The sequence below is a fragment of the Lacinutrix neustonica genome (genome assembly GCF_026625145.1).
In the GTDB taxonomy this organism is placed as follows: Bacteria; Bacteroidota; Bacteroidia; order Flavobacteriales; family Flavobacteriaceae; genus Lacinutrix; species Lacinutrix neustonica.
In genome coordinates this window covers 3,844,485-3,859,794 of record NZ_CP113088.1, presented here as the reverse complement: position 1 = coordinate 3,859,794, position 15,310 = coordinate 3,844,485, and the positions used below count along the sequence as shown (strand labels likewise).

The 15,310-nt window shown below is 35.0% G+C and carries 14 protein-coding genes and 5 pseudogenes; 13 read left to right on the top strand and 6 right to left on the bottom strand.

Annotation, left to right across the window (positions count from 1 at the left end):
- Positions 1-112 precede the first annotated feature (112 nt).
- The 6 genes and pseudogenes from N7U66_RS20935 (at position 113) to N7U66_RS20915 (ending at position 3,753) form a co-directional block, all read left to right on the top strand.
- A complete protein-coding gene (locus tag N7U66_RS20935) occupies positions 113-682 on the top strand; it encodes a cytochrome-c peroxidase (protein ID WP_267676788.1) in 570 nt (189 codons plus the stop codon).
- Positions 683-713: 31 nt separating this feature from the next.
- The gene (locus tag N7U66_RS22770; protein WP_390886667.1) at positions 714-920 is read left to right on the top strand and encodes a hypothetical protein; all 207 of its coding nucleotides are present in this window, start codon (positions 714-716) and stop codon (positions 918-920) included.
- Entirely contained in the window at positions 869-1,309 is a 441-nt protein-coding gene (locus N7U66_RS20930; protein ID WP_267676787.1) for a hypothetical protein, read from the top strand. Before N7U66_RS22770 ends, N7U66_RS20930 begins: the two co-directional genes overlap by 52 nt.
- A gap of 95 nt (positions 1,310-1,404) precedes the next feature.
- Positions 1,405-3,008 (top strand): annotated as a pseudogene (locus N7U66_RS20925) (class I SAM-dependent methyltransferase).
- Positions 3,005-3,268, top strand: a complete 264-nt coding sequence (locus tag N7U66_RS20920) for a DUF202 domain-containing protein (protein WP_267676786.1) — start codon at positions 3,005-3,007, stop codon at positions 3,266-3,268. Before N7U66_RS20925 ends, N7U66_RS20920 begins: the two are co-directional and overlap by 4 nt.
- Complete coding sequence (locus tag N7U66_RS20915; RefSeq protein WP_267676785.1) at positions 3,265-3,753, top strand: AAA family ATPase; 489 nt, start codon at positions 3,265-3,267, stop codon at positions 3,751-3,753. Before N7U66_RS20920 ends, N7U66_RS20915 begins: the two co-directional genes overlap by 4 nt.
- A gap of 56 nt (positions 3,754-3,809) precedes the next feature.
- Here N7U66_RS20915 and N7U66_RS20910 read toward each other — a convergent pair whose 3' ends face one another.
- Positions 3,810-4,643 carry an alpha/beta fold hydrolase gene (locus N7U66_RS20910; RefSeq protein WP_267676784.1) on the bottom strand — a complete coding sequence of 278 codons (834 nt, stop codon included), beginning with the start codon at positions 4,641-4,643 and terminating at the stop codon, positions 3,810-3,812.
- Positions 4,644-4,928: 285 nt separating this feature from the next.
- On the opposite strand from N7U66_RS20910, the gene N7U66_RS20905 reads away from it, so the two are divergent.
- Positions 4,929-5,399 (top strand): hypothetical protein, encoded by a 471-nt coding sequence (locus tag N7U66_RS20905; RefSeq protein WP_267676783.1) that lies wholly within the window; start codon positions 4,929-4,931, stop codon positions 5,397-5,399.
- A gap of 337 nt (positions 5,400-5,736) precedes the next feature.
- On the opposite strand, the pseudogene N7U66_RS20900 reads toward N7U66_RS20905, so the two are convergent.
- The 3 genes and pseudogenes from N7U66_RS20900 to holA all read right to left on the bottom strand — a co-directional run bounded on the left by N7U66_RS20900 (position 5,737) and on the right by holA (position 8,061).
- A pseudogene (locus N7U66_RS20900) lies at positions 5,737-6,298 on the bottom strand (type 1 glutamine amidotransferase domain-containing protein).
- A 200-nt stretch (positions 6,299-6,498) separates the two neighbouring features.
- Complete coding sequence (locus N7U66_RS20895) at positions 6,499-6,861, bottom strand: cupin domain-containing protein (RefSeq protein WP_267676782.1); 363 nt, start codon at positions 6,859-6,861, stop codon at positions 6,499-6,501.
- Between the two features lie 195 nt (positions 6,862-7,056).
- Positions 7,057-8,061: a DNA polymerase III subunit delta gene (gene holA, locus N7U66_RS20890; protein WP_267676781.1), complete on the bottom strand. Its 1,005-nt coding sequence runs from the start codon at positions 8,059-8,061 to the stop codon at positions 7,057-7,059.
- A gap of 120 nt (positions 8,062-8,181) precedes the next feature.
- On the opposite strand from holA, the gene N7U66_RS20885 reads away from it, so the two are divergent.
- The 6 genes and pseudogenes from N7U66_RS20885 to N7U66_RS20860 all read left to right on the top strand — a co-directional run bounded on the left by N7U66_RS20885 (position 8,182) and on the right by N7U66_RS20860 (position 12,157).
- Positions 8,182-8,631 carry a type I restriction enzyme HsdR N-terminal domain-containing protein gene (locus N7U66_RS20885; RefSeq protein ID WP_267678570.1) on the top strand — a complete coding sequence of 150 codons (450 nt, stop codon included), beginning with the start codon at positions 8,182-8,184 and terminating at the stop codon, positions 8,629-8,631.
- Positions 8,632-8,688: 57 nt separating this feature from the next.
- Positions 8,689-9,677, top strand: a pseudogene (locus tag N7U66_RS20880) (glycosyltransferase family 2 protein).
- Positions 9,678-9,770: 93 nt separating this feature from the next.
- Positions 9,771-10,628 (top strand): annotated as a pseudogene (locus N7U66_RS20875) (OmpA family protein).
- A 164-nt stretch (positions 10,629-10,792) separates the two neighbouring features.
- Positions 10,793-11,200, top strand: coding sequence for a hypothetical protein (locus tag N7U66_RS20870; protein WP_267676780.1), 408 nt, complete (start codon positions 10,793-10,795; stop codon positions 11,198-11,200).
- A gap of 26 nt (positions 11,201-11,226) precedes the next feature.
- Positions 11,227-11,514 (top strand): hypothetical protein, encoded by a 288-nt coding sequence (locus tag N7U66_RS20865; RefSeq protein ID WP_267676779.1) that lies wholly within the window; start codon positions 11,227-11,229, stop codon positions 11,512-11,514.
- A 31-nt stretch (positions 11,515-11,545) separates the two neighbouring features.
- A complete protein-coding gene (locus tag N7U66_RS20860; protein WP_267676778.1) occupies positions 11,546-12,157 on the top strand; it encodes a cytochrome-c peroxidase in 612 nt (203 codons plus the stop codon).
- Here N7U66_RS20860 and N7U66_RS20855 read toward each other — a convergent pair.
- Together N7U66_RS20855 and N7U66_RS20850 are read right to left on the bottom strand one after the other, a co-directional pair.
- The gene (locus tag N7U66_RS20855; RefSeq protein ID WP_267676777.1) at positions 12,154-12,774 is read right to left on the bottom strand and encodes an L-threonylcarbamoyladenylate synthase; all 621 of its coding nucleotides are present in this window, start codon (positions 12,772-12,774) and stop codon (positions 12,154-12,156) included. The two genes, N7U66_RS20860 and N7U66_RS20855, sit on opposite strands and share 4 nt — an antisense overlap.
- Positions 12,775-12,951: 177 nt before the next feature.
- A pseudogene (locus N7U66_RS20850) lies at positions 12,952-15,291 on the bottom strand (ATP-dependent helicase).
- Positions 15,292-15,310: the final 19 nt, after the last annotated feature.

Genomic DNA, 15,310 nt, shown 5'->3' with positions numbered 1-15,310 from the left:
CCTCTTTATAATTATTGGTATCTAGAAAACCAATAAACAAGCTCACACTGTAATTTTTATTTAAACCTTATTCCATTGAAACAGTCTTAGTAGTATACTAAACCCAACTACTATGAAATATTTTCTTCTTATAATTGCGGCTTTCCTATTGATAGCATGCACTAATGACGACTCAGCAACAGACTCAAGTACCAGTGTTGTAGAAGAGCCCCCTACGATTTCCTTTGATTTTTCTAACCTCTTAGCTATCAATTTTAACTCACTTTTAAATTATAGCGAACAATACAGTCCAGCATATGTTACAAAAGATAATACGCCAGCGGGCAATCCCATAACAAATGAAGGCGCAACATTAGGACGCATTTTATTCTATGATAAAAACTTATCCGTAAACAATACGGTATCCTGTAGCAGTTGCCATAAACAAGAATTAGCCTTTAGTGACGATAATACTTTAAGTACAGGCGTTGATGGTTCGACCGGAAGACACTCGATGCGCTTGATAAACACAAGATTCTCAAATGAGAATAGATTTTTACGGGACGAAAGAGCAAACTCTTTAGAAGAACAAACCACCATGCCCATTCAAGATCATGTAGAAATGGGCTTTAGTGGTGAAAATGGGGATTTAAATTTTGAGGATTTGATAACCGAGACTCGAAAGTACAGAATACTATCCTGACTTATTTAATTTTGCTTTTGGCAGTGAAGATATTTCAAAATTTAGAATCCAAAATGCGCTATCGCAATTTATAAGAAGCATTCAATCTTTTGATAGCAAATATGATGACGGTCGCCTGACTGCTAACAACGACCAACAGCCGTTTTCAAATTTTACAGCTCAAGAGAATCGGGTAAGCAATTATTTATGCAGCCTCCCAATTTTGATAATCAAGGGGTTAGAGTTAACGGTGGTATAGGCTGTGCTGGATGCCATCAAGCCCCCGAATTTAGTATCGATCCCAATAGTTTAAATAATGGCGTAATTGCTAATGCCAATGCACCGGGAACAGATCTATTAGTTACCAGATCGCCAACGTTGCGCGATGTAGTAAAAGTCGATGGCACCAGTAACGGCCCCTTTATGCATATTGGTGTGAGTAATAACTTAACAACCGTATTAAACCATTATGATGCTATAAACCTCGCTGGAAATAATAATATTGATCCAAGGTTAACACCAAATGGATTTGGACAACAATTAAACTTAACACAAGCAGAAAAAGATGCCGTTATTGCTTTTCTAAGAACTTTGGGGGGCAATGATGTGTATACCAATGACAAGTGGAGTGATCCATTTATTCCTTGATTCTTTTTAGAATAATATGTTAACCTAATTTAAAAGCGCTTACTCAAGTACTCGAGTATGCGCTTTTTTTATATCTTTAAATCAAATAAACCAGTATGCTAACCAAACACGATAAAGAACAATTACGTGGCACCATTTTTAGACATCTAGATGGTATCGCGACTGCAACTACGGCCTATGCCCTGCATAAAAAAGGTGTTTTAGAGTTTCTTTTAAACGAGAAAACAACCTCTCTTCAAATTATTATTAAAACTTTTAATGCTAATGAAGGTTACTTAAATGTAGCCTTACGTGTTTTATGCGCTCAAGGTTGGTTGGTTCAGGAGTTAGACAATGAAAAGAATACAGTTGCTTATCATACAAACGAAAAAAGTGCATTAGCTTTTTCTTTAGCTCCGCTTTACGAAGATGCTGTAATGGTATTAAATCATGCCGTGAAGTTTCCCGAAGAACGCATTGGTAGTGATGCTTTTATTGTTTTAGATCGCATTTTTAAAAAATATGAAAATCACTTTGGTATAACTGCGCGTGGCGATGATTCTGTAGAACACCAAATATTAAAACACATAGAAGGTTGTATCGTGGCTCCTATTACCGTATTACTTGGCGTTAATGGTTTGTTTCATAAATATTTCATGGAAGCCTCGTTTTCTGCTGAAGAATACCACAAAGATCCGTGAAAGTTTTAAAAAGATATTAGATTTCCTAGCGTATTTAGGGTGGTTTAAGAAGAAAAATGGTACCTATCAATTTACAGAGGAAGGCCTGTTTTTTGCAAAACGAGCCTCCGCTTATGGAGTAACAGTCTCTTATTTACCCACTTTTTTACAATTAGACGCCTTACTTTTTGGTGATCCATTAGTTTTAGATACTGCCGAGGGAGACACCGAAAAACACGTGCATCGAGAAATGAATGTCCGGGGAAGCGGCGGCGCACATTCCACTTATTTTAAAGTGATCGATCAAGTGATAATAAAACTCTTCAATAAACCTATTGACGAACAACCCAAAGGTATTTTAGATATGGGATGTGGTAATGGCGCCTTTATTCAACATATTTTTGATGTTATTGAGCACCAAACCCTTCGAGGTAATCAACTGGAAGAACACCCGTTGTTATTGGTTGGCGCCGATTTTAATAAAGCAGCATTGAAGGTTACTAGAGCAAATTTAATAAAAGCCGATATTTGGGCCAAAGTGATTTGGGGTGACATAGGAAGACCCGATTTATTAGCAAAAGATCTGCGTGAAGATTACAATATAGAACTCAAAGACTTGCTTAATGTTCGGACGTTTCTCGGATCATAATCGCATGTGGGAAGCACCACAAAAACCAACAGATCGTATAAGTGATTCCTCTGGTGCCTTTGTTCATAAAGGGGAACGCATTAACAATAATTTGGTAGAAGACTCTCTGCTAGAGCATTTAAAAAAATGGAAACCATATGTGGAGCAATTTGGATTATTAATTATAGAATTACATACTATAAACCCACAACTAACAGCAAAAAATATTGGACAAACAGCAGCTACAGCTTATGATGCCACACATGGTTATAGCGACCAATATATTTTGGAAGTAGACGTCTTTAATAAAGTAGCGGAAGAAGCCGGTTTAAAACCCGATCCTAACTATTTTTCGAGATTTCCAAACAATGAACTAGCAACCGTGAGCGTTAATTTATTAAAAGGATCATGAATGAAGAACAGCTCTTAACAACAACAGATTGGTTGGCCATTGAGCGCACCAAATTAGCCAACGAAAGAACTTTTCTAGCTTATTTTAGAACCTTTGTTGTTTTTTTAGGCACAGGAGTGACTATCCTGAAATTAGAATTCTTAACCGAGCTTAAAAGTTTTGGTATTGCTTTAGTAATAATAGCACCAATAATTCTGTTCATCGGTATTTTTAGATTGTTTAGAGTAAAAAACACTATAAAAAAACATTATAAAAGTTGATACATATTATCGTTGGAAATACTGGTTCAGGGAAAACCACCTATTCACATCGCTTAAGAGAACAGACAGGCGGTTGTATTTTTTCAATTGACAAATGGAACAAAGTCTTATTCCTGAAAGACAAAACAAAAAATGATGGTTTAGAATGGATGTTAGAGCGCATCAATCGATCGGAAACATTAATGCAACATTATATACTACAATTAGAACATAATGGTGTCGACTCTATTTTGGACCTGGGTTTTTCTAAGCGAACCCACCGACAAAAATTTGTAAGTTTTGCTACTTTAAACAAGATAGAATATAAAATCCACTATTTGGATATTTCAAAGGAATTGAGGAAAGCGCGTGTAATTCAAAGAAATACCGAAAAGGGGATAACCTATGAGTTTGAAGTAAATCCTAACGATTTTGACTTTATGGAAACTTGGTTTGAAACACCAACAAATGAAGAATTAAAAAATGGGGTCCATATCAAATTATAAAAAAAGCACAGTCACTTCAAAAGTAAATGTGCTTTTTGTACGTTTATAAGGCCTTTTTAAGACTTTAAAAACTTAATTAAAATATCGTTTAACTCTTCTTTGTGAGTTACATTTAGTCCGTGAGGGGCCCCTTTTATTACTTCATAGGTTGCCTTGGCGATACCTTTTGCGGCGAGATTTCCCGAAGTTTCAATAGGCACCGTGCCATCCGCATCCCCATGTACCACTAAAGTAGGCACTTTCACATTTTTTAGTTCTGGTCTAAAATCGGTATGCATCCAAGCCAATGCTGCTTCTATTGTTGCTCTTGGCGAGGCATGAGAAGCCACTATAAAATCATAATCTAAAACAGCTTGACTGATACGTTTGCCTTTATTCTCATCAAAATTATAAAATCCGTTGTGAAACGCTTTTAAGAACCCTACGCGGTCATTTTCTAAGGCCTTTTGAATATCTTTTAAAGCACTTTCAGGTACTCCATCCGGGTTATCGTCTGTTTGTTTTACAAGGGGAATGATGCTTGAAATTAATGCTGCTTTAGCAATTTTAGCATCTCCATAATCTGTTAAGTAACGAACAACTTCTCCTCCTCCCATTGAGAAACCAACAATTACAGCATCTTCTAATTCCAATCCGTTAATAATAGTATCTAAATCACTGGCTAGAGACGAATAATCATAACCATCCCATGGTGCAGACGAAATACCAAAACCTCGCCTATCATATGAAATACACCGGTATCCTGCTTCAACAATTTTCCAAACTTGGTGCTCCCACGATTTCCTGCTTAATGGCCAACCATGAATTAAAATAACAGGTTGTCCTGTTCCGTAATCTTCATAAAAAATATCTACTGTTTCTTTACTTTTTTTGTTTGTTATAAATGGCATTTATATTAGTTTTAGGTTAATAATTATTTACTTTTAGAACACGTTAGGCTCATGAATGAAAAGATACTTATATTAAAAGTCAATTCGTGTTAAAGGAATTTTAATTATGATAACTTTATACTCTTTTATAACGAAAAGTCACCTCTTGTACCGGAGGTTTTATAATTGAATAAATATGAATTGAATTGAAACCATTCATCCACGCAAAGAATAAAAATTAGAATTAATAGTTTTCCATGTTTAGGGAAACACAAAAGACACCCTCCGTTTTCACGGGAAATAAATATGAAAGCAGTTTCTGTTGTTACCATAAGAAAGGAATTAAAACATAAATCTAATGAAGAGTTGGCCGAGCTATGCCTGCGTTTATCCCGGTTTAAAAAGGAAAACAAAGAGCTACTCACCTACTTATTATTTGAAGCCGATAGCGAACAAGGCTATATAGAAACCGTAAAGCAGGAAATTGATGACCAGTTTGATCTTATCAATACCGATAGTTTCTTCTACATTAAAAAAAGTGTCCGCAAAATTCTACGAAATACGAAAAAGTACATTCGCTATTCTCTAAACAAAGAAACCGAAGTCGAACTACTACTCTACTTTTGTAAAAAACTCAAACACATGTCGCCATCAATTAAACGCAACACCACACTACAGAATATCTATGACCGCAATATTGAAGCGGTTACTAAAAAAGTGTTGTCATTGCATGAAGATTTGCAGTATGATTACGCTTTAGCCTTAGAGGATATATAGAATTTAAAAAGCTTTTCATAATGGTAATTTCATTCGTTAAATGACGCTTTTATTATAGAAATAACTTTAGAATGTTATGCTTTATTTTTAAAGTCACAACGCTTCCTGTATTTAAATGGCACCGAAAACTCTCGTTTGTTTTAGTTAATTGTTTGAAAACGGTCACTCATAAAAAATGATTAAAAAAAGAATCGATTAACGTGCTTGTAGGACGTTAAAACGAGCGTAAAGTTTTACTATAATAATTACCAACTTACCTACAATGTACCTCACTAATAACAAAAAAAAAACGACTCTTTCGAGTCGTTTTCTATTAAGGTGTTCAATCTTAAATATATTATGTGGTTTGCATATTGTGCTTACCCTCATAAACTTCTTCTACTAACTTTTTATTAAAGGCTGGTAAATCATCTCGGATTTCTACTGGTTACTAAACCTTCATCTACTACCACTTCACTATCTTCCCATTGGGCTCCAGCGTTAATTATATCCGTTTTAATAGAGTCGTAAGACGTTACCTTTCTGCCTTTCAACACGCCTGCCTCTGCTAATAACCAAGGGGCATGACAAATGGCTCCAACAGGTTTGTGGTTTTCAAAAAACGATTTTACGAAACTTACTGCCTGAGCATTTTTTCTTAAAAGGTCCGGATTAATAACACCACCGGGTAACATTAACGCATTATAATCGCTTTGCGACACTTCATTCAAGGTCTTGTCTACTTTATAAGTATTGCTCCAGTTGCCATCGGCCCAACCTTTAATTTCACCTTTTTCTAGAGAAACTATATGTACAGTTGCTCCAGCTTCTTCCAAGGCCTTTTTTGGTTCTCTTAATTCGCTTTCTTCAAATCCATTAGTTGCTAAAATGGCAACAGATTTTTTATTTAAATTTTCCATTTTTAGGGTTTTTAAGATTAATAATCACTTTAACTAAAGATACAAGGAAAAGCTCTATTACTAGAATTCAAGTCGCTGTTTAACTTGACTTTAGCATGAAGTGTTAAAGGAGAGTAACAGAATGTTAAATGCGGGTTTTGAATGTTAAATAAATTAAGACTTGAGAGTGTTACCTCAAGGTTTTAACCTGTTGCGCAACATTACTTCGCTTCTATAATTAGAAACACAGCAGTACTGTCACCAGTATTTAATACATGGTGCTCACTTAATTCTTTTGTAGACCAGTGTGTTCCGGTTTTCACAGGAACATGCCGTGTACCTGCTTCATTGGTGATTTGAAAAGTGCTTCCTGATACAGTATAACCAAAGTGTGGTTTATGGTAGTGTTTTTCATGACCTACATTTGGAGGAAACGTACACTTTAGAACACGCTGGCTTTTTGTTTCGCTTAAAACAGTGCAAACCTTTTTACCATCCCACCCCGCTTCTAGAGGATCTGGAAGCGTTTGTGACGGTTTACAAGAAGCAGTGATTAATAGAAGTAAAAAACAGTAGTATTTCATTTATTTTTATATTTCAAACGGGATAGTCGTTCCCTTAGCGACTTACCACAAAATAGCTTGTCATTACGGTAATAGGCCATGTGACTTAAATAATAATTAATTTACACTTTTGAGCACGTGCACTATCTCTAATTAATGACACCAAATAGGCCGAGTGGCACGCGCAAATAAGAACTCCAGATCGTTAGACTGTATTTAATTTAGAATTCTAACCAACATCTCTTTTAATAAATCTTTCTGTGGCACCACATTAGAATTCACACCCTTCCCCCTAACATCAAATTCACGAAGCGTACCTATAACACCACTCACCTTTCGCATGGGAAAATTGCGAGCAGCTTCAAGATATTCATTAACAAAATACGGATTTACACGCAGTGCAGCAGCGACACTTCTTGGAGATTTATCCGTCATGCCATGCAATTGTAACAATTGAGAGAAAAAATTAAACAATAAAGAGACGGTAACCACCATTGGATTGTCTTTTGGATTCTCACCAAAATAATTCACGATTTTAAACGCTTTAGCATCATCTCGGGCCCCAATCGCTTTACGAAGTTCAAAGTTGTTATAATCTTTACTAATCCCTATATTTTCTTCAATATGTAGCGGTGTAATTTCGGTGCCTTCGGGCAATATAATTTGAAGCTTTTCTAATTCATTATTTATTTTACTTAAATCGGTACCTAAAAACTCGACCAACATTTGTGAGGCTTTGGGTGCAATTTTATAGCCTTTTGTAGATAAGGTTCTCCGAATCCAATCGGGAACTTGGTTATCATATAGTTTTTTGCTTTCGAAAACAACCCCGGTTTTCTTAATCTTTTTATAAACCGCTTTACGCTTGTCAACACTTTTATATTTATAACAAAGAACTAAAACCGTAGATGGCTGTGGATTTTCGGCATAACTGGCTAATTTATCTATAGTTCTAGCCAAGTCTTGTGCTTCTTTTACAATCACCACCTGCTTGTCTGCCATCATTGGAAAGCGCTTCGCATGACCCACAATGTCCTCAATAGTAACATCTCTTCCGTACAACACCATTTGGTTAAACCCTTTTTCTTCTTCTGCCAATACGTTATCCTCAATAAAATCTGAGATCTTATCAATGTAATAGGCTTCTTCTCCCATTAATAAATATATGGGCTTCAGATTTTTATTTTTTATGTCTGTAACCAGTTGTTTGACTTCTTCCAAAATGTATGCCTTTTACAATCCTAAAAAACTAAATTCAAAGTGGTAAACAATTGGAATTTTGAATTTAGAAATGGGAGTTTTCTTTTTTTGATTTACCTTTGGGGAAAGTCTATTTTCTTAATGCAAGCACTTAATTTCCCAAAGTATTCGTTTCGATTCAAAAATAGCGAAAATAAAGTATCTATATTCGATGCTATTCGTAAAAAATTTGTGATTTTACAACCCGAAGAATGGGTGCGTCAACATTGTGTCCATTACCTAATGGAAGAAAAAAACTATCCAAAATCTTTAATAAACGTTGAAAAGGAACTCGTAATCAACGATTTAAAAAAACGGTATGATATTGTCGTTTTTAATCCAAACGGTAGTATTCATATTATAGTAGAATGCAAAGCACCAAAAATAATCATCAATCAAGATACTTTTGATCAAGTGGCGAGATACAATCTCGCTTTAAATGCCAGTTATTTAATGGTGACTAATGGATTAAATCATTATTATTGTGTGATGGATTTTAATGCTGAAAAGTATGATTTCTTAAAAGATATTCCATCTTATAGTTTGCAGTAGGCGGTCTTTAATATTCAACACGCATTTAAATAAATAAAAAAACACCAGTAATCTCTATTGAAAATAGCTGTAGTCATATTAAATTGGAACGGAAAAAAACTTTTAGAAAAGTTTTTACCATCTGTCGTTGCTTTTTCTCAAGAAGCCACGGTTTATGTGGCAGATAACGCGTCGACTGATGATTCTTTAGCCTTAGTTACATCACAATTTCCTTCTGTTAAAATTATTAAAAACAAAGAAAATGGTGGCTATGCTAAAGGTTACAATGATGCTTTAAAATACATTGATGCGGAAATTATTTGTTTACTAAATAGTGATATTGAAGTGACTGTAAACTGGCTCACCCCTGTTATTGACACCTTCAAAAAAGAGCTGGACACCGCCATTATACAACCCAAAATATTAGATTACAACAAAAAATTACATTTTGAATATGCCGGTGCAGCAGGCGGCTACATAGATCAATATGGTTACCCATTTTGTCGTGGTCGTATCTTTAACACTATAGAAGAAGACCAAGGGCAATACAATGAGAACTCTGAAATATTCGGGCATCAGGGGCTTGTTTTTTTATTAGAACGCATGTTTTTAAAACTTTAGATGGGTTTGACGAATCCTTTTTTGCACACATGGAAGAGATTGATTTATGTTGGCGCGCCTTTAATTTGGGGTATCACGCAAAATATATTTCAGAAAGCAAGGTTTATCACGTGGGGGGCGCCACTTTAAAAGCAACAAATCCTAGAAAAACATACCTCAACTTTAGAAATAGTCTGTTTACATTAACAAAGAATGCAGAAGGACCTGTTTTTATTCTCATTCTTATTCGATTGGTTTTAGACGGGTTAGCTGCATTTAAATTTTTAATAGCATTAACTCCAGCGCATAGCATAGCCATTTTAAAAGCGCATTTTAGTTTTTATTTTAATTTTACAAGGCTTTTGAAACAACGAAAATCTCTACCTAAAAAAAAGAAATATGCCTTCACTAAATCTATCGTCTCGTCCTATTTTATAGACAAAAAGAAGACTTTTAGTCGTCTATAAATTTGTTTAGCAAAAGTTTTGTTAATACTTCTTTTAACATTTATAATTTTTATACTTTTGAATTGTTAAAATTTAATTTTATCTAAAACTATTATGAAAAAACTTATTATTTTAAGTGCTGTTGCACTACTTACTTTAAGCTCATGTGTTTCTAAAAAGGAATATATGGCTCTGGAGGAAAAACAAAAGAATACACAAGACCTATTAAATACTGCTACTGTCAAACTGAACTCTTGTTTAGCAGATGAAGCTGCTTCCGCTGCTAGGTTAAAAGAATTACAAGCACGTTTAGCCGATATGAAAGCCAACAATTTAGCATTAATTGAAAGCACAAAAGACATGACTGTCTTAACAACTCAAGGGGCTAGAAATGTAGAGAAGTCTTTAGAAAGCTTGAAAGAAAAAGACTTACGTATTACTAGATTACAAGATGCATTAACTAAAAAAGATAGTGTAACATTAGCTTTAGTAACGAGTCTTAAAAAAGAAGTGGGACTAAACGATCCGGACATTGAAATTAATGTAGAAAAAAGTGTCGTGTTTATTTCATTATCGGATAAGTTATTATTCAAAAGTGGTAGCTATGATATAACAACTAGAGCTAACGATATCTTAGGAAAAGTAGCAACAGTAATTAATGCTAAGCCTAATTTTGAAGCTATGGTAGAAGGTCATACAGACAATGTACCATACAGTAAGGGTGTTTTAATTGACAATTGGGATTTAAGTGTAAAGCGTAGTACTGCTATTGTTAGAGCATTACAAGGTTTAGGTGTAAAACCGTAACAATTAATTGCTGCTGGACGTGGAGATCATATTCCTTTAGTTCCTAATACTACCGCTGAAAATAAAGCAATAAACCGTAGAACAAAGATTTATATTTTACCAAAAATCGATCAGTTTTATGAAATGATTGAAACTGAAATGAAAAGTTTATCGAAAGAAGGTTAATAATTCTTCCCAAAAAAAAGTAACAAAAGCTCAATCGAAAGATTGGGCTTTTTGTTTTTATATTGGCCCTATTATAGCCCACTCATCTATTTATCTTACATTTAATCTATTAAAACAAATAACTTGAAAATTAAATGGTAGCTTTATTTTAAACTAAATTAACCATGTTTTTCTATAAAATAAAAATAAAGACTGCGGTAATGGGTATGCTTGCGATTTCTTGTTTTTTATTTTCGTGTGTTAATGACTCCTATTATGAGGACGTTTCAGATTTAGATTCTCAATTACTATCCTTAATTGATGAAAAATCTAATGGAATTGGACCCTATTTTTTTCAATTACCAAATACTAACGATTATGCTAGTATCCCTCAAGATCCCTTGAACCCAATTACTTCTCAAAAAGTGGCATTAGGCAAAATGTTAGTTCATGAAACGGCTACAGGAGGCAATGCCAAAATGGAATCGGCCGTAGAAACCTTTTCATGTGCTAGTTGTCATCCAGTTGCTGCTGGATTTTATTCTGAAACTTACAAGGTATTGGTGAAGGCGGTAAAGGTTTTGGCAGTATAGGAGAGAATAGAATTATAGATCAAAGCATGCCTATAGACTCTGTAGATATTGAACCCATAAAAGTGCCAAGTCTTTTAAATTCTGCTTATCAAGAGGTCATGCTCCGGAATGGCGCATTAGGTGGCACGGGGATAAACGCACCCTACATTGCTCAAAATGCGAATAACATTCCTGAAAACTTACTAGGTTATCAAGGATTAGAAACCCAAGGTATGGCGGGACAGACTGCCCATAGATTGAGAATTGATGAAGATTTTGTCGCTAATTACGGATATAGAGCACTATTTGACGCTGCTTTTCCTGATCTGCCGTGAAAATGAACGCTACACACAAATAACAGCAGGCTTGGCCATCGCTGCATATAATAGAACCCTTTTGGCCAATGAGGCCCCTTGGCAAGATTGGTTGAAAGGAGAATATAACCAAATGAGTAAAACGGAAAAAAGAGGTGCTATCTTATTTTTTGATAAAGCGCGATGTGTTAACTGTCATACTGGACCTGCATTAAAATCGAATGCGTTTTACGCATTAGGTATGAGTGACATAGACCAGAGTAATGGTATAATAATCGATCCTGAAGATTTTACTATTAGAAATAAAGGGCGAGGTGGTTTTACAAATAACAGCACCGACGATTATAAATTTAAGGTTCCTAATTTATACAATTTAAAATCAAACAGATTTTATGGACATGGTGGTACTTTTCCCTCATTACAGGAAGTCATTACTTATATTGTTAGTGGTGAAAAGCAAAATAATAATGTTCCGGACACTCAGTTGGCATCAGATTTTGTAGATCTTAATCTATCTCAACAAGAAATTAATGACGTGGTTGCTTTTATAGAGAATGCATTATATGACGCTAATTTAGAGCGTTATGTCCCGACTGAAGTCTTTTCCGGTAACTGCATTCCTAATAGTGATTTACAGTCACAAATAGACTTAGGATGCAACTAAAAAATCCCTAAACTCCCTTTCCCTTCTCGTATCACTATAGGTTCTGCTTCTGTTAAATCAATAATTGTCGAGGCCTCATTACCGCCATATCCCCCATCAATAACCAAATCAACTAGATTAAACCACTTCTCAAAAATCAACTCCGGATCTGTAGTATATTCTAAAATCTCATCCTCATCGCGTATTGAAGTAGACACTAATGGATTCCCTAAAGCTTTTACAATTTCTACTGTAATATTATTGTTTGGAACACGAATACCAACCTGCTTTTTTTTCTTAAAAACACTAGGCAATGATTTTGATCCTGGTAAAATAAAAGTATAAGGTCCAGGCAAGGCGCGTTTTAAAATTTTGAAGGTTGATGAATCAATTTGCTTTACATAATCACTTAAATTACTAAGATCATGACAAATAAAAGAAAGGTTTGCTTTCTCTAATTTCACTCCTTTTATTCTAGCGATTCGTTCTAAAGCTTTTGTATTGGTAATATCGCACCCCAAACCGTACACGGTATCGGTGGGATAGATTATGAGTCCGCCGTTTTTTAGCACATTCACTACCTTCTTGATTTCTTTAGGGTTTGGATTTTCTTCGTAAATTTTAATAAATTCAGCCATAACAAGAATGATTACCTTTCGTGTGATAAAGTAAACACTATTTTTTAGTATGCTAAAATTTTTAAAAGTCTTTTTTACAAGTCAGTCCTTAATAAAGCATTCATTTACGTCCTTAGTATGGCATTTAGAGACTATTTCTATCCTGAAATCATCTTCTTAGCAGTCCATTCCTACAAGTTAGCCTATGAGCTCCAATTTAGCAAAACGCAATAATAATTTCTTAATACCACCAAACTCAAAATTAATTTCGGCTTTTACATCGGTGCCTTTACCTTCTATTTTAAGCACTTCACCTCTTCCAAATTTTAAATGTTTTACTCTATTGCCTACGGTTAGTTCTCCACCAAATAAATTGGCATCCTTAGGACTTGAAATTTCTGATGCTTTTTTAAGTTTTTTAGGCGCGCTAATTTCGAAGTTCACCGGTTCTTTCTTTTTTGCCACTTTCTTTTGGAATTTAGGTTGTATAGGTTTTTTAAATCTAATTTTATTGGGTTCAACATCTCCAAAAATATCCTTGGATAACATGGGATTGATGCGTCTTTCTTCTATTGGTGTGATGATATCTAAAAATTCATCATCTATTTCTTCTATAAAACGGCTGGGCTCAGAATCTACTAGTTTCCCCCAGCGGTAACGTGATAATGCGTAGGTTAGATAGGCCTTCTTTTCAGCTCTTGTTAAAGCGACATAGAACAATCTACGTTCTTCTTCCAATTCGCTACGGGTATTCATACTCATAGCACTTGGGAACAGATCTTCCTCTAAACCCACCACAAATACTTGATTAAACTCCAAGCCTTTAGATGAGTGAATGGTCATTAATGCTACGTGATTTGGATCTCCTTTATCTCCGTCTAGGTCTGTAGCCAAAGCGACATCTTCTAAAAATTCTGCTAAATCGTCTTTAGAATCTGCAATTTCTAATTGGCCTTCAACAAAATCTTTAATACCGTTTAAAAGTTCCTCAACATTTTCAAGCCTCAGGACACCTTCACGGTGTTCCATCTTTATTAAATTCTCTAATTAAACCACTGGTTTTTGTAACGTATTCTGCTAAATCAAAGGCATTTGCTGTTTGATTCATCACTTGATAGCTTTCAATCAAGCTCACAAAATCTCTTAGTTTATTTTTTGTACCTCCATTAATATTGAGGTCTATAGTATCTATGTCTTTTAACAATCCGAAAATCGTTTTTCCTGTAGCATTTGCAGCAACCACTAATCGGTCTATAGTGGTTTGACCAATACCGCGGGCAGGATAATTAATAACACGTTTTAACGCTTCTTCATCTGCAGAATTAAGGATTAATCGCAAATAGGCTATAACATCTTTTATTTCTTTACGTTGGTAGAATGACGTACCTCCATAAATACGATACGGAATATCGCGCTTACGTAAGGCATCTTCCATGGCACGAGACTGCGAATTGGTACGATATAAAATGGCAAAATCACTGTTTGGCAATTGATGGTTCATCTTTTCTTCCCAAATAGCACTAGCGACATAACGCCCTTCGTCACCATCGGTTAAAGCGCGGTGTACTTTCACCTTTTCGCCTTCATCATTTGCTGTCCAAACGACTTTATCTAATTTCGTTTTATTATGTTCTATAACAGAATTTGCGGCACCCACTATATTTTTTGTAGAGCGATAATTCTGCTCTAAGCGATACATTTTAACATCATCATAATCTTTTTGAAAGTTTAAAATATTATTGATGTTTGCGCCACGAAAGGCATAAATACTTTGTGCATCGTCACCAACGACACAAATATTTTGAAAACGATCGGCTAAAGCACGCACAATTAAATACTGTGAATGGTTTGTATCTTGATACTCATCGACGAGTATGTAACGAAACTTGTTTTGATACTGCGCCAAAACAGCTGGAAATCGTGTTAACAGCTCATTGGTTCTTAGTAATAAATCATCAAAATCCATAGCCCCTGCTTTAAAACAGCGGTCTACATATTCTGCATAAATCTCTCCCATTTTAGGACGTCTTGCCATGGCATCGGCTTCCATAAGTTCGGATTTTTGAAATAGGCTTTAACTGTTATTAAGCTATTTTTATAAGAAGAAATCCTGCTATATACCTGCTTTGTTTTATAAATATCTTTTTCTAGTCCCATTTCTTTAATAATGGAACCTAAAAGTTTTTGAGAATCTTGAGTGTCGTAAATGGTGAAATTGCTGGGAAAGCCGAGATGATGGCCTTCAAAACGTAAAATCTTGGCAAAAACAGAGTGAAAGGTTCCCATCCAAAGGTTTTTTGCTTCTCCATCGCCTACAATTTGGGCAATACGCCCTTTCATTTCTTTAGCCGCTTTGTTTGTAAAGGTTAAAGCCAAAATATTAAAGGCATCTACACCTTGACTCATGAGATAAGCAATACGATAGGTTAACACACGTGTTTTACCAGATCCTGCACCAGCGATAATGATCATTGGTCCATCCTTTTGAATAGTAGGCTCTAATTGTGCTTCGTTTAACTGACTTAAATACTTTTCCAAATTGGCTTTGCTTTTAAAT